This window comes from Pseudomonas putida (assembly GCF_050990305.1).
In the GTDB taxonomy this organism is placed as follows: domain Bacteria; phylum Pseudomonadota; class Gammaproteobacteria; order Pseudomonadales; family Pseudomonadaceae; genus Aquipseudomonas; species Aquipseudomonas putida_AH.
Map to the genome: position 1 here is coordinate 3,272,732 of NZ_CP158817.1, position 14,129 is coordinate 3,286,860.

The following is a 14,129-nucleotide window of genomic DNA, read 5'->3' on the forward strand; positions in this document are numbered from 1 at the left end:
GGAGATTGACCAGGCAAAGGGGTGAGACAAACGCGTTCAGCAGAGTGCCAGGGCTTTTTTTACTTCATTGTCCAGATCATGTTGCCAAACCCAATCTAGGCGCTGTTCCAAAGCATCCTTCAATTTCCCGGTATCGCGTCCAACCACCGGGTTCTTGTACTCGTACAACTCACCGGCTTCCCAGGACGTGTGCTGAACACGTGAGGCGCGCTCGAGCCTGATGCTATCGTAGGCTGCCAACAATGCTGGCACATCCGCAGCTGAGGTCGCCTCGTTCGAAAGCAACTCTGTTAGGAAGTACGCATCTTCGAGGCCTTGGCCTGCACCGGCACCTTGGTGTGGCAGCATTGCGTGCGCCGCGTCACCAATGAGTGCTACTCGCCCGTGGACATAAGTGGGTAATGGAGCCAAATCGTGAAGAGCCCACAGCGTCGGTTTTTCAATGCATTGAAGTAGCGTTTTTACAGCGAGTCCCGAGCTTTCAAAGCTGATCAGCATTTCTTCTTTCGACGCGGCTTTCACCCAAGGCATGTTGGCTGGCCAAGTGGGATGCCCATCACGGCGGTCAGACACAAAGGCAACAATGTTGATCAGTCGCCCTTTTTTAACGGGAAATGTCAGGACGTGGGCGTCTTCGCTCAAATACATCTGAGGTACATTGAGCAAGTGCTCATCCAGTGCTGCAGCACGATAAGCATCGCGAAGTACCGCCGTTTCCACCAGCCCCCTAAATGCTGAAGTACCCGTGAAACGCGGCTCCACGGCGGGATGACCAGCAGCGGCGAGGAGTGGATTTCGCAAGGCCGATTTAATTCCATCTGCGGCAATGACGACGTCAGCCGTGTAGCAGCTACCGTCCGCAAAATTGAGTGACACTTCGCTGCCGTTTTCTTCATATCCGACGACTTGCCTGCCCAAGGCCGCAACATCCGGCGGTAGGCGCTTGGCCAATAGATCGATGAAGTCGGCGCGGTGGACCGATGATTGCCCTACGCCTGGCGCAACGCTGGTACCGATCAGTGAGGCATCATGCGCATGGCGCCACTCGAACCAGACGTCTTGCCAGGGGGCAGAAGTGCTGTCGGCAATTTCATGGTACTCCTCACCTATACCGAGCTGCTTGATAGCCTGTACCGCATTGGCGCCAAAAGAAACGCCGGCACCGATTTCACCGAAAGCGGGCGCGACTTCAAACAACTTGACGTGTGTCATTCTCTTTTTGCTCAGGCCCAGTGCCAGGGCCGTCCCAGCAATCCCTCCACCCACTATGGCTACACGTAGCACATGTTTTTGCTTCATGGCGTCACCTTTCTATTGTGATTGTTGGTGGGCCATTTTTCGCAATCATGATGTCAAGCGTCCAAGACTTTGTCCCTATGCACCATAGCCTCATGGCTATACTAGGTAACCTCCCTGATTGAAAGGCCGTCATGGATATTCGTCAAATCAAGCGTTTTATCGCGGTGGCAAGGACACGGAATTTCACCAAGGCAGCGCAGTCGCTACATGTCGCGCAGCCGTCGCTCAGCAAACAGATCCATCTCCTCGAAGAAGAGCTGGGTTTTCAGTTGTTCCTTCGTGAGACACGCCCCATTCAGCTAACCACGGCCGGTCAGCGATTCTATGAAGATGCCATAGCGCTGGTAGGTAAATTCGAGCAGATGACAGCCAATGCTCGTCAGACGGCTTTGGGTGCACGCCAGACATTCACGATCGGCTTCGTTGCTTCGGCTTTGTATGGTGCACTGCCGACGATTATTCGCAGGTTGCGACGGGTTCGGCCGGACCTGGACGTAAAATGGCTGGAAATGACATCTGGCGAGCAGATGGTGGCTCTGCGGGAAAGGAAGATCGATGTAGGATTCGGGCGCATCCACACAGAGGGTAATGAGGTCGATCGCGTTGTCCTCAGAGAGGAGCGCCTCATGGCTGCCATAGCCCCTACATTTGAACTTGCCTCCACATCCGCACCCGTTTCACTGGCTGAGTTGGGTGGTTGGCCAATAATTGTCTATCCCTCACGATTCCATCCAAGCTTCGCTGATCAAGTGTTGAACATGATCAGAATGAAGGGCAGCGAGCCCTCAGAAGTGCATGCCGTCGGCGATCTTCAGACGGCTTTGGGATTGGCCTCCGCGGAGTCGGGATACTGCATAATCCCCGCGTCAGCTCGCCACCTACGGCGGGAACTTATTTATAGACTTATCAGCGACAAAGAGGCGGTTTCTCCGTTGATCATGAGTTACCGCTCTAATGATGGCGATAACCTCATAGAGGTCATCAAAGAGTTGACTCGAACTTTGTACGCCGAAAAGCCTGAGTGGTTAGAGCCAAAATATAACCGCATCTTGAATTTCTGATCCTACCGATCATTTCCCTTTTACTCTCTTTCACCGAGATTGTTGCGTGAGAGCAACAGTCCTTGGTGATTTTCGTGCCTAGTCAATAGGTAGTGCTCTACCTACAGTTCGCCCAACTCATTAACCGCCACGACTGGTCGGTGTATAACTGCACGATCTGTCCTAAAAAAACAATCAGGAAAAACGGAGTGCTTATGAGTCATCGTCTGCAGGGTAAAGTGTGCATTATTACAGGTACCGGTGGGTCTATGGGGCGAGCAGCGGCGATAATGTTCGCGCAGCAGGGCGCCAAAGTAGTGGGGTGTGATATCTCTCATGAAGCAGCTCAAGAGACGGTTGATGCAGTAAAGTCCATGGGTGGGGATATGGTTTCTCTGAGCAATTGCGACCTAACGGACCCTGCCAACTGCGCACGCCTGGTTGAATTGGCTGTTTCGGCGTACGGGCGCGTCGACGTGTTATTCAATAATGCGGCGATGGCTTATTTCGGATGGATCGATCAGATATCAGACGATGACTGGCATCGAACAATCGATCAGGAACTGAATCTGGTGTTCCATCTTGTACGTGCCGCTTGGTCGGAGTTAATAAAGTCACCCGGTGCTTCCATCATTAACACCGCGTCGGTTTCGGCATGGTCGACCTATCGCATGCTCCCCGGTATCGCCCATAGCGCGGCCAAAGGTGCGGTACTGTCTATGACTCGCCAGTTGGCGCTGGAAGGCCGTGTCCATGGCTTGCGCGCCAACAGTATTTCCCCGGGACTGATTGAGTCCAAGCAAACAATCCCGTTGCTGAAGGATCCTGTGTGGGCTGAAGCGATGGTGGGCAAGGTGATGTTGGGGCGCTTGGGTAAACCCGAAGAAGTTGCGGCCACCGCTGTGTTCCTGGCTTCTGATGAAAGCTCTTTCATAACGGGTACTGATATTCGGGTCGATGGTGGTACCACTGCCTGGTAACTCTACGTGGCATGACACCTAACTATTAAATTGGGCCTACCTAAACCAAGGTGGGCTCTATTGCCTCGCAAATAATAAACACCTAAGAGGCAGACCTTATTGTTGTTGTAAGTTGTTACATGTTGCCCTGTTTGTCCGCATGAATCTTCGTAATCAAAATAATAATCCATACGAGATCATCCTTATGTTGCGCGTAAAAACCTTGCTGCTCAGCAAAAGTTCTCCCTTGCTTTGTACGGCAGCCATACTGCTGGCCTGCGCCCAAACCCACGCTACCGAAAATAACGGAACCGCTTACCCGCTTGGTCTTGATACCGTATTGGCCGGTCGAATGCCGCCGCCAGGGCTGACTACTTTTTTTTACAGCTCCGCTTACGACTCGAATGAACTAAAGGGGGAGGATGGGCATAGCATGGCCGGGATTGAAGACTTCAAACTCAGTTACCAATCTCTTGCCGTATGTCTGGACTACGTTTATTCCGATTACACCTTACTGGGCGCAACATTGGCCAGTCGTGCAGCGTTGCCTTATATCAAAGGGCAGGTGAGTTTTTATACAGAAACACCCCAAGGACGTGTCCGAAACAGTGGCAAGGATGAAGGTTTCGCCGATTTGGCGTTTACACCACTGTTTCTCGGTTGGAGCTCTCCACGTTTTCATCAGATGTTGGGCGTGGATTTTTATGCGCCCACGGCATCGTATGACAAGGATCGCCTCTTCAACGTGGGTACCAATGTGTGGTCCTACTCGCCATGGTACTCCTTCACGGCAAACCCGGTAGAGGAGGTGGAGATTAGCGCCAAGATTCTCTACATGATAAACGACAATAATCGTGCGACGGATTACCGGTCGGGGCGCGAACTGAATGCTGACTACCATCTTGGCTACAGCTTGAACAAGAATTGGCAGGTTGGAGTCAGTGGGTATTTGTACAAGCAGGTGAGCGATGATGAAAGCCACGGAGAGTCGGTGGGGGAGGACGGAAATCGAGGTCAAATCGTTGCTTTTGGCCCTGTTGTGAAATATCAAACCCCCGCGTTTGGCGTACTGATGAAATGGCAACATGAAACGCTTGTCGAAAACAGGGCTCGCGGCGAACGGCTCTGGCTCCAAGCGGTCATGCGATTTTAGCCAGGCATACAGGCTTCATCTGCTGAGCAAGGGTGCCAGTCGTGGCCCTTGTGAACTCTTGCGTCGTTATTGGTGCGTATACGCAACAGTCCTTGGTATTTTTCCTGTCTAGTCAGTACCTAGTGTCTCACTTATGTTCTGGTCCTTAGATCAATCAGGCGGGCTTTGGGATGCTGCAAAAGGAACACTTCAGAACACTGAGCGGCTTTGGCTCCGTGCACGGCGTACCCAAGCTGCCAACCGGTTTTACTGACGTTTTCGAAAGCTACGAGATCGCTGCCAACGGCGTGAAACTGCACGCCGTCATTGGCGGGCAGGGCAAGCCATTGCTGCTGCTTGGCGGTTGGCCGCAAAACTGGTTTACGTGGCGTTACCTGATGCAGCCGCTGGCTCGCAAGTTCACCGTGATCGCTGTCGATCCAAGGGGCGTCGGGCTCTCGGAGAAAGCCCGGGAGGGTTATGACTCAAGAACCTTGGCCCTGGACATGTTTGGACTGATGGACGCCTTGGGGCATGAGTCCTTCGCCATGGCCGGCCATGACATAGGCATGTGGACAGGTTATGCCATGGCACACGATCAACCCGCCCGAATCGAGCGCATTGCACTGGGCGAGGCGCTTATTCCTGGCGTTTCGGACTCTCCGCCATTGCTGCCTGAGCATCGCTGGCTCAGTGATTTTCTCTGGCATTTCAACTTCAATCGGGCACTGGGCATCAACGAGCAACTGGTCAGTGGTCGCGAAGAGCTCTACTTCGGTCACCAGTTCGCGACGAAAGCAGGTTCGCCAGAGGCCGTACCCCGTTACGCGGTCGACTTCTACGTCGAACAACTCAAGCGCGATCCACAAGCCCTGCGGGCCAGCTTCGATTATTACCGCGCAATCGATCGCTCGATTCCACAGAACCAAGCGCGCAAAGCAACTCGCCTGACCTTACCGGTGCTGGCGTTTTCGGGTGCGCTTGCCTGTGGCGACAGTGTCGAGGCCGAGCTGCACACGGTCGCTTCGAATGTTGAATCCGTGGTCATTCCGGATTGCGGTCACTATCCGGCGGAAGAGCGCCCGGAGGCACTTCTGGCCGCGTTTGAGGCGTTTTTCGCACCACCCTATGCAGGATGACCCATTGCCGTTTGGTGAGAGATGGTGGGGCTACACTCATTATTGCGCATTGAACGACACCACCAGTACCAGAGGCTGCTGTCATGTCTGTCGTTATCGCCCAGCTTAGTCGCGCCAACCTCGGCGGCCATTTCCACGGTTACGGTCTGCGCACCGAGCCAGAGTTGATCTCTCCCTTCATTGGGGTCGACCACTACTGGATGGACGCGCCGACTTTTGCGCCACACCACCATGCCGGTATTTCGGCGTTGTCCTACCTGCTTCTCGATTCCGAGACGGGGATGACCAACCGTGACTCGATCGGCACCCAGAACGTGATTCAACCAGGCGGCCTGCACTGGACCACCGCCGGCCGTGGTGTGACTCACGAGGAGGTCCCGGCTGAAACCGGAAAAACGGTGCACGGACTGCAGATCTTCGTCGCTCTTGCCCCATCACGCAGAGACATCGCTCCGTTCCCGCTGATTCTCGAAGCGCAGGATGTGCCGGTTATACAGGAGCCAGGTGCCAACGTGCGGGTACCGTTAGGGAGCTATCGTGAGATGAGCTCCCCGCTGAGTCCACCGACCGAGGTCACGATGCTCGACATCTCTCTGGAGGAGAGTGCCGAGCTGAGTGTGCCGATTGCCGCAGGCCACTGCATGTTCATCATGCCAATCGAGGGCACGGTGGAGGTGGCGTCCCATCGCTTCAATCGCGACGACCTCAAGCTTCCGGTGTTCCTGGCGCAAGAGGCTCCGCGCGAGGTCACGTTGAGAGCCCCTCAAGGCAGTGCCAACGTGGTGCTGTTCAGCGGGCCTCCGCTACCCTTTGATTGAACCCAATGAAACGAGGATTTCTACTATGGCCGCCGTACGATTCACCGCAGAGAACGCCGCGTTGTTGCTGATCGACCATCAGGTCGGCACGATGCAACTGATCAAAAACATAGACCGTGAGTTTGCCGCCAAGCAGTCAATTGCGTTGGCCAAGATGGCGAAGATCCTCAACATGCCGGTCGTGATTACGTCCAGCCAGGAAGATCAAGCTCAGGGCCCGATTCTTCCGGAAATCGCCGCGGTGCTCCCAGAAGCGCACGCGGCACGGATCAAGCGTCCCGGTGTGGTCAATGCCTGGGAATATGCCGACTTCCGCGATGCTGTGCTTGCCACTGGGCGCAAGCATCTGATCATGGCGGGTGTGACCACCGACGTTTGCCTTATCTTTCCGGCAATCGATGCTGCGCTCGAAGGCTTTGCCGTGCAGGCCGTGCTGGATGCTTCGGGCTCGCCGAGCGATCTTTCCGAAGAGCTCGCTCGTCAACGAATGCATGATGCCGGCGTCGTGCTCACCGCAACCAATACACTCATGGCAGAGATCGGGCAGGATTGGTCCACACCTAACGGACAGCAATTGATTGGCTTGTTGTTCACTGATGTATTTCCGGCCTTGGGTGCCGGCATCCAGTAAAACTGCAATCGTGTCGCGCTGCCTGAAGCGCATGGCTCTTCGGGCAACGCGACAGTTCCCAGATCAGTTCGCTGCCGCATAACGAAGATATTCGGCACTGATCCGGTTTGAATGGGTGACCAACCCGCGGACGAAGGGTAATCGTGCTGCTTCATAACGGGCCAGCACAGCGGCAACGGGTTCGTCTGCGCTTCGTTCTGCGAGTAGACGAGCCAGCACCGCCGCATCTTCCACTCCGGTCAAAAAGCCGCGCCCGGTCATCGGTGACACGACGTGGGCAGCGTCCCCGATGATGGCCAGTGCGCCACGTGCCAGCCGCTGCGGTTTGTACTCGGCAATCGGGGCTCCGCTCAATACATTTGATGAGCGCACGCCGACAATCACTGCCTCCGCCCACATCATGGGCCAGACCTGAGGGACCTGGGCGACTAAGCCAGACCTCACGTCTTCTTCGATCGTCCCGCGTCCGAGTGTGCCCACGATGTGGCCATCGGCAGTCAGGCAGCCGGTGCTACGGAGCAATGCCTCCTGATGCACATCGAACCATGCGAATGTCACTTGACGCTGGCCTGGCTCCATCGAGCCGTCGCGACCTGGAAGTACCGCAGCAACCAGACGATATCCGCCCACGAATTCAATCCAAAGGCCACCATCCGACGGCCATGGGACGGAACGCGTCAGCGTTCGCTCCTCGACCAACCCACGCCACACCAGATAACCGGCATAGCGGGCAAGCGGTGCATCTGGCGTGATTGCCTGGCGAACGATGCTGCGATATCCATCCGCACCGATCACCGCGGCGGCAAACCTCTGCGTTCCGTCGGTAAAGGAGAGTTGTGCCCGATCCCCAAGGTCTGCGACTGAGATAACAGCTTTGCCTTCTTCGAGGACGATGCCGGGTGTTGCGAGAGCCCGGTCTCGTAGCCAGTTGTAAAGTGCTGGCCAGGTCGTCAGTTCACGATAGGCGGGGACCACGGGCAAGATGGGCGCAGCACGTGGATCATGGCCAACCGTCGTCGCGACCAGTTCAAGATCGATACTCAGGCTGTCTCCACCGTGCACGCGCCCGACAGAGCGCTCAACGACACGAACGGGGACGCCCCTGGTCGCGCAAGCGAGCGCAAGAGTGAGGCCGGCAAGGGATCCGCCGACAATAATGATTTCCGGATGCTTGGTGTTCATCGCGTGTAAGCACTCATAGCGTCAAATTCGTGAAAGTATTCCGGTTCATCTAAAGGTCTTTTGCGTGACTGAAATGATGAGCGCGATCACCGCCATGCCGATCACTACCCAGAAATATTCCATGCTGGCGACTAGAGTCGATTGCTGCTGCAGCATTTGTGCGTGCATCGCAATCGAGATTTGATTCGCTGTCGTGGCGCCCACTTCGGATGACAGTACCTGCGTCAGCTGTTGAGTTTGCTCCACATAGAGAGGGTCGCTGGCGCTGAAGTGCACGTTGAGGTTGTTGTATTGCGTGGTGGTGCGCCATTGCAGAACCAATGTGGCTACAGTGGTGCCTATCGCCATGGCGATCTGCCCCATCATGTTTTTGATCTGGTAGGCATGCGCAAAGAGCTTCTCCTCTTGCATCACGTCTCGAAAGGTCTGCATGGCGGCGGTCGACATGACCAACATCACAAAGCATCCATTGAGAATCAACGCCGGTAGAATGTTCGACCACATGTTGGCATTGGGCGTCAGCGAGGACAGTAGCCAGCTAAAGCCAACCAGCGCGATGAAGCCCAGAATGAAAAATTTTTTTGGGGCAGGGTACTTTGGAATAAGGCTGGCCATGATTACCCAGGTGGCGAGGGTGCCGGTCAGCCCGATGGCCTGGAATGTACCGATGGTGTCCCAGGAATAGCCCAGCCCTGTTTGCAGGAAGTACGGCAAGATGTAGTTATTGGCGCCCAGTACAACGTAGGCGTAGCAAAAGAGCGCCACGCCCTGGAGGTAGCGAGTCTGCATCAAGTCTCTGACCTTCAGGAAAGGCTTTGCCTTGTTGTGTTCGGCGTGGAAAAAGGTGTACACGCCCAGTGCTGCCAATAGTGCGCAACCGACGAGGATGAAGGTGTCGTTATAAAAGTCGTAGTAGGACCGCTGTAAAAGGTAGAGCAGAAAGAAACTGCTGACCGACAACAAGAGAATGCTTGCCAGGCTTGAGGGGGTTTGGTCTTCCTCAGGGATAGGGTTAGTGGGCAGAAAACGCACGCAAAGTGCTGCTGAGACCAAAGCGCCGCCGATCAGTATCCAGAAGATCGCGTGCCAGGTATTTTCGGCCACCACCCACGACGAGATAAAAGGCGCCGCAGCCGTCCCAGCGGCGAGCCCGGTGGCAAATACCTTGATGCCCGTGAACCGACCCGGGCCAGGGGGAAGCAGGTTGATCATGAGGCGTGCCGACGTCATGAACGAGGCCCCACCCAGGGCCATGATGACTCGACCTACGGTGAAACTGGTCAAATCAACACTCACACCACACACAAAAGCGCCCAGCACGAAAATGCTGATTGAGCCGAGCATGAAGTTGCGCCAGCCCAGGCGCTCCGTCAACCAATGCTGTTTCGAAATCACCACCACCGCGATACAGGCATACAGGGCGGCAACCAGGCTGAATTCTTCAGGACTGGCCTCGATTTCGCCGCGAATCGGTGCAGAGGCAAAAGCGATCATGCCAGCCTGCAAATATTCCAACGCACAGAGCAGGCCCACAGTGAACAATAAGGCGGCGTGTTTTCTGTACATGATCCCCCCGTCAAAACTTCAGGTTTTTGGGGTCATGGTCACTACCCTCATTGGCACTGATCACGCGTTCCACAACTTCATTGGCGTCCTGAAGTTCGTTCTTGAAAATCTCGGTGCTGTATATCGGTTGCTGTGAAGCTGTCTTGTTCAGGACGGGGCCATTGCGATCGGTGGTGTCGACCACGACGCGCATGGACAACCCCAGACGCAAGGGGTTCTGTGAGATTTCCTGTGGTCGTAACGCGATCCTTACCGGCACCCGTTGAGTCACCTTGATCCAATTGCCAGTAGCGTTCTGAGCCGGCAGCAAGGAGAAAGCACTGCCGGTACCGGCATCCAGGCCGATAATGGTCCCGTGGAATATGACGCTGCGGCTGTAGGCATCCGCGCGCAGTTCAACGGGTTGGCCAATACGCAAGTCTTCAATCTGCGATTCCTTGAAGTTGGCATTGACCCAGACTTGATCAACAGGCACCACCGACATCAGCGCTACGCCCGGAGTGATTTTTTGTCCGACCTGCACAGTGCGTTTGGTGATTACACCTGTAACCGGCGAATAGATTTGGGTGCGATGCAAGGCGATGTAGGCATCACGCAGGTTGCTTGCCGCCACCAGCACATCCGGGTGAGTAGGAAGTGTGGTGCCATCGACCATTGCGAGCCGAACGGCGAGGGCGTGTTTGGTGCCCTCAAGTCCTGCGACAGCGTTTTTCAGTACATCTGCGGTGTGACTGATCTCTTCACGAGATACGGCACCACTAGCGGCGAGTTGACTGCGTCGACGTACATCCTCCTGGGCCTTGCGTACGTCGGTTTGACGCTGGTCGACTTCAGCTTGGAGTTGCTGGACCTGATAGTACTGGGTGCGTGCTTGACGAACTGCGCGAGCCAGGTTCGACGTGGCGCGCACGTACTGGATTTCGGCATCCACGGAGTTCAATGTCACCAGTGGCGAGTTGGTGTCGACATGATTGGTGTTGTCGGCGCTGATTGCCGTCACCGTACCGTTAACTTGTGAAGTCACCTGAACAACATTGCCGTCGACATAGGCATCGTCGGTGGATTCGGAATCCAGTCTCAGCAGATAGGCAACGCACAAGGCGGTGACCAGAAAGGCTATGGCCACAATCAGCAGCAGTGTGGGGCGGTACAATTTTCGCTGTTGGGTGGCGGCTGGGGAGGGCGATTCTGTAGTCATAACATCAATTACCTGCCAATGAAGGAGAGGTGTTTTCGGGGGCAGGGATTTCAGGCATATAGCCGCCCCCCAACGCCCGGCTCAGATTGGCCTGAAGGGAAAGTGCTCTGGATTTCAGATCAACCAGTTGACGTGTTTCGGTCAACGTTGAGTTCTCAGTTGCTAGTACCTGCAGATAGGTTGCCAGTCCTGCTGCGTACCGTTTGTTCACCAGGTCGGCAGCTGCCTGTGCAGTGGCTACGGCGTCATTTTGCTGAGCCAGGCGTTCTTTTAACCAACGCAGTGAAGACAACTGGTCGGCGATATCGCGGAGGGCATCGATGACTGTCTGGTTGTAGTTCTCGACCGCCAGATCGTATGCAGCGTCCTGGGCGTCCAGGTTCCCGCGCAAACGACCTCCTTCGAAGATCGGAAGGCTGATCGCTGGGGCGAATCCGACTATACGGCTGCTGCGCTCGCTGAAAGTATCAAAACCAAGACTTTGCATACCGATGAATGACGTCAGGTTAACGTCGGGATAGAAACGAGCTTTTGCCACATCGATGTCATGGACCGAGGCTTCGACGCGCCAACGTTGCGCAACAACATCAGGACGATGACCGATCAACTCGGCGGGGAGGTTGGTCGGCAGCACCACGGTATTGCTGGACTGAAGCTGGGGTCTTGTGATTGTCCGTCCCCGGTCAGGACCCTTGCCCAGTAAGGACGCGAGTTTGTTCTGATTGAGTTCGATCAATTCTTTCAGTGCGGCAATATTGGCTCTACTGGCGGGCAGGGAAGCCTGAGACTGCTTGATGTCGATCTGCGAATCCAGTTCGGCTGCGAATCGCTGCCGAGTCAGTTTCTCGATTTGCTCCTGCTGTGCCAACAGTGTTTGAGCCACATCCATTTGTTCATAGCTGTTCTGCAACGCAATGTAGGTTTGCACGATCGATGCAGATAGCAACAGCACAGCCGCACGCTCATCGACTTCAAGTGCATGTCGACGGCCTACGGTGGCTTCAACGGCCGCTCGATTTTTGCCCCAAAAGTCCAGCTCATAACCAACATTCAGGGTGGCCTGATTGACATTCTGCCAAGTGCCCCTTATTGGCACAGGTGTGGTGCCGTTGGAGCTGAAACGCTCGCGGGTGGAGCTCATCGCAGCATCGACATGAGGCAGTAACCCGGCGTCTTCGATAGCTTTTAGAGCGTTGGCCTGACGCACTTTCGCCGCCGCTGATCGTAGGGAGGGACTGTTCGACAAAGCCTCCTTGATCAAAGCATCGAGTTGCGGATCCTTGAAACTGATCCACCAATTTTCAGAGGGCCAGACCGCCGGGGACAGCGTGATTGCACTGTCGGCAAGTGTCTGGCTGACATCGGTGGGCGTTTGCAGTTGTGACTGCGGCCTCAGGTCACTGAAGGAGCATCCTGAGAGCAGGACCAACATCATCGCCAACGACGATCGTGGGGCGAGTCGATTAGTGGATCGAACATCCGTTGGACCCTGTGCATTGGGGCTGTTCATGAGCGATATTCTCCGACTCAGCAAGGTGGTGCAGTGCGATGTGTGCCAAGACACGGAACGCAGATGGCCCAATTCCGGGATGTGTGGCGGGGCCGCTTTGTTCAAAGGTTGTGCGGCGTTGCAGGGTGGCAGAACCGGAATTGAAGGTCCTGCCAGCCAGAAACGTCCTTAACCTTGCAGCGCTTCCATGAGTACCTGCACCAATTGCCCGCCTTCTGGGGTTGCCCAGCTTCCGGCGAGTTCCGCAATCAGTTGGTTGGTGGTGGTGAGCGTCACGCCGCCCTTATCCATCCGCCGCAGGGCGATGTCATCGGCCATCACACTTGGTGAGCCACCACCGTCGGCCACCACCTGAACGTCATACCCTTCGCGCACCAGACTCAGCGCCGGATAGACCGTGCACACGTCATTAGTGACACCGGCAATGATGAGTTTTTTACGCGCTGTGGCTTTGACGGCGGCGGCGAAGTGTTCATCGTCCATGGCGTTGACGATACCCAGGCGTTTAATGCGGGAAGCGAATTGGGTCGGGAGGATTTGCTCCAATTCACTCAGCAGCGGTCCCTGAGCGTACTCTTCCATGCTGGAGGTCAAGACCACCGGAAGCTTCAGAATGGCCGCCGCTTTGGCCAGCATCAGCGCGTTGCGTTTGAGCTCGTCGAAGGGAATGGACTTTACCCAGCCCATGGTCCCCACCTGATGGTCGATCAACAGCAAGGCGGCATTGTCAGCACTGAATTTTTCGTACGTCATGATGATTCTCCTGGCAGTAAAGTCGGGGCACCTAGCGCCCCGGATTTGGGGTTTTTTCGATCAATCAACGAGGTTGCAGCTTTCCGAATGCACCACGCTGATTGCCGTCAATGGCTTCAGCCAGCGCATGCTGAGAGGCGAGCGCCAGTGGACCTTGCCAAAACACGGGTTGGTTCAACGGGACACCAGAGAACAACACGGCCTTGGCGTTGCCCCTAGGTGCGCTCAACCCAACCACGCGATCGTCACGCAGCGGTAGATTCACCGGCAGCGAGAGTTCGCTGAGATTGAAGGGAAGCCCGTCGACCAGCACTTCGCCGTCAATCGGCATCACGAACGCCACATGACCTTTGGGGATCGGGACACTGACTTCAGCGCCGCCTTCAAGAGAGATGTCCAGCACGCTCACTTCGGTGGGTACCGACAAGGGCGACGACACCTCAGCGAAACTGCCCAGTGGCACGCGCACCTTGACCCCAGGCAATCGCACCACGGGCACTTCCTGCGCTTCGAGAGTGAGCGCAAACGGCGCGTCAGCTTGGCGCTCCTGCGGCAAGTTGATAAAAATTTGCAGCATGTGCACCGTCTTGCCCGGCTCGGCCGGTACCTCCTCATGCACCACACCTTTACCCGCCGCCGTCCAATGCAGCCCACCGGGTTTAATCAGGTTGCGATTACCCAGCGCGTCCCGGTTTTCAATTCCGGTTTCGGAATCTAGAAACAGATAGGACACAGCTGAGAAACCGGCATGCGGGTGTGGTGGAAAAGTCGGCCCACTCATCCAGGCATGATCGACAGCAAGGAAGGGGTCGATAGGCTTGGCAAACTGATCTCCACGCAGACTGAAAGCCCGGAACTGACTGCCGTGATTCATGCGTTGCAGACGTGCAATGGGTGACATG

Annotated in this window: 13 protein-coding genes; 6 read left to right on the plus strand and 7 right to left on the minus strand. The window is 55.7% G+C overall.

Features of this window, described 5'->3' with window-relative positions:
* Positions 1 to 36: 36 nt before the first annotated feature.
* Positions 37 to 1,299 (minus strand): salicylate 1-monooxygenase, encoded by a 1,263-nt coding sequence (gene salA, locus ABTV22_RS14750; RefSeq protein ID WP_433741228.1) that lies wholly within the window; start codon positions 1,297 to 1,299, stop codon positions 37 to 39.
* A 131-nt stretch (positions 1,300 to 1,430) separates the two neighbouring features.
* Between salA and ABTV22_RS14755 the strand changes: the two genes are divergently transcribed.
* From ABTV22_RS14755 to ABTV22_RS14780, 6 genes are all read left to right on the plus strand, one after another.
* Entirely contained in the window at positions 1,431 to 2,360 is a 930-nt protein-coding gene (locus ABTV22_RS14755; RefSeq protein WP_433741230.1) for a LysR family transcriptional regulator, read from the plus strand.
* Positions 2,361 to 2,554: 194 nt separating this feature from the next.
* The gene (locus ABTV22_RS14760; protein ID WP_433741231.1) at positions 2,555 to 3,319 is read left to right on the plus strand and encodes an SDR family NAD(P)-dependent oxidoreductase; all 765 of its coding nucleotides are present in this window, start codon (positions 2,555 to 2,557) and stop codon (positions 3,317 to 3,319) included.
* Positions 3,320 to 3,503: 184 nt separating this feature from the next.
* Positions 3,504 to 4,451, plus strand: coding sequence for a SphA family protein (locus tag ABTV22_RS14765; RefSeq protein ID WP_433741404.1), 948 nt, complete (start codon positions 3,504 to 3,506; stop codon positions 4,449 to 4,451).
* Between the two features lie 170 nt (positions 4,452 to 4,621).
* Positions 4,622 to 5,569, plus strand: a complete 948-nt coding sequence (locus tag ABTV22_RS14770) for an alpha/beta fold hydrolase (protein ID WP_433741233.1) — start codon at positions 4,622 to 4,624, stop codon at positions 5,567 to 5,569.
* A gap of 83 nt (positions 5,570 to 5,652) precedes the next feature.
* A complete protein-coding gene (locus ABTV22_RS14775; protein WP_433741235.1) occupies positions 5,653 to 6,387 on the plus strand; it encodes a pirin family protein in 735 nt (244 codons plus the stop codon).
* Between the two features lie 25 nt (positions 6,388 to 6,412).
* Positions 6,413 to 7,018 (plus strand): isochorismatase family protein, encoded by a 606-nt coding sequence (locus ABTV22_RS14780; RefSeq protein WP_433741237.1) that lies wholly within the window; start codon positions 6,413 to 6,415, stop codon positions 7,016 to 7,018.
* A gap of 63 nt (positions 7,019 to 7,081) precedes the next feature.
* On the opposite strand, the gene ABTV22_RS14785 is transcribed toward ABTV22_RS14780, so the two are convergent.
* The 6 genes from ABTV22_RS14785 to ABTV22_RS14810 all read right to left on the minus strand — a co-directional run bounded on the left by ABTV22_RS14785 (position 7,082) and on the right by ABTV22_RS14810 (position 14,128).
* Positions 7,082 to 8,200 (minus strand): FAD-dependent monooxygenase, encoded by a 1,119-nt coding sequence (locus tag ABTV22_RS14785; RefSeq protein WP_433741239.1) that lies wholly within the window; start codon positions 8,198 to 8,200, stop codon positions 7,082 to 7,084.
* A 45-nt stretch (positions 8,201 to 8,245) separates the two neighbouring features.
* Entirely contained in the window at positions 8,246 to 9,766 is a 1,521-nt protein-coding gene (locus ABTV22_RS14790; protein WP_433741240.1) for an MFS transporter, read from the minus strand.
* 10 nt (positions 9,767 to 9,776) lie between these two features.
* Complete coding sequence (locus tag ABTV22_RS14795; protein WP_433741242.1) at positions 9,777 to 10,964, minus strand: efflux RND transporter periplasmic adaptor subunit; 1,188 nt, start codon at positions 10,962 to 10,964, stop codon at positions 9,777 to 9,779.
* 4 nt (positions 10,965 to 10,968) lie between these two features.
* Positions 10,969 to 12,474: an efflux transporter outer membrane subunit gene (locus ABTV22_RS14800; protein ID WP_433741244.1), complete on the minus strand. Its 1,506-nt coding sequence runs from the start codon at positions 12,472 to 12,474 to the stop codon at positions 10,969 to 10,971.
* Between the two features lie 168 nt (positions 12,475 to 12,642).
* Positions 12,643 to 13,227, minus strand: coding sequence for an isochorismatase family protein (locus ABTV22_RS14805; RefSeq protein WP_433741246.1), 585 nt, complete (start codon positions 13,225 to 13,227; stop codon positions 12,643 to 12,645).
* A 64-nt stretch (positions 13,228 to 13,291) separates the two neighbouring features.
* Entirely contained in the window at positions 13,292 to 14,128 is an 837-nt protein-coding gene (locus ABTV22_RS14810) for a pirin family protein (RefSeq protein ID WP_433741248.1), read from the minus strand.
* Between the last annotated feature and the right edge of the window lies 1 nt (position 14,129).

Coding starts and splice junctions, on each gene's coding strand:
- salA (WP_433741228.1), bottom strand. CDS start 1,299: ATGAAGCAAAAACATGTGCTACGTGTAGCCATAGTGGGTGGAGGGATT.
- ABTV22_RS14755 (WP_433741230.1), top strand. CDS start 1,431: ATGGATATTCGTCAAATCAAGCGTTTTATCGCGGTGGCAAGGACACGG.
- ABTV22_RS14760 (WP_433741231.1), top strand. CDS start 2,555: ATGAGTCATCGTCTGCAGGGTAAAGTGTGCATTATTACAGGTACCGGT.
- ABTV22_RS14765 (WP_433741404.1), top strand. CDS start 3,504: ATGTTGCGCGTAAAAACCTTGCTGCTCAGCAAAAGTTCTCCCTTGCTT.
- ABTV22_RS14770 (WP_433741233.1), top strand. CDS start 4,622: ATGCTGCAAAAGGAACACTTCAGAACACTGAGCGGCTTTGGCTCCGTG.
- ABTV22_RS14775 (WP_433741235.1), top strand. CDS start 5,653: ATGTCTGTCGTTATCGCCCAGCTTAGTCGCGCCAACCTCGGCGGCCAT.
- ABTV22_RS14780 (WP_433741237.1), top strand. CDS start 6,413: ATGGCCGCCGTACGATTCACCGCAGAGAACGCCGCGTTGTTGCTGATC.
- ABTV22_RS14785 (WP_433741239.1), bottom strand. CDS start 8,200: ATGAACACCAAGCATCCGGAAATCATTATTGTCGGCGGATCCCTTGCC.
- ABTV22_RS14790 (WP_433741240.1), bottom strand. CDS start 9,766: ATGTACAGAAAACACGCCGCCTTATTGTTCACTGTGGGCCTGCTCTGT.
- ABTV22_RS14795 (WP_433741242.1), bottom strand. CDS start 10,964: ATGACTACAGAATCGCCCTCCCCAGCCGCCACCCAACAGCGAAAATTG.
- ABTV22_RS14800 (WP_433741244.1), bottom strand. CDS start 12,474: ATGAACAGCCCCAATGCACAGGGTCCAACGGATGTTCGATCCACTAAT.
- ABTV22_RS14805 (WP_433741246.1), bottom strand. CDS start 13,227: ATGACGTACGAAAAATTCAGTGCTGACAATGCCGCCTTGCTGTTGATC.
- ABTV22_RS14810 (WP_433741248.1), bottom strand. CDS start 14,128: ATGTCACCCATTGCACGTCTGCAACGCATGAATCACGGCAGTCAGTTC.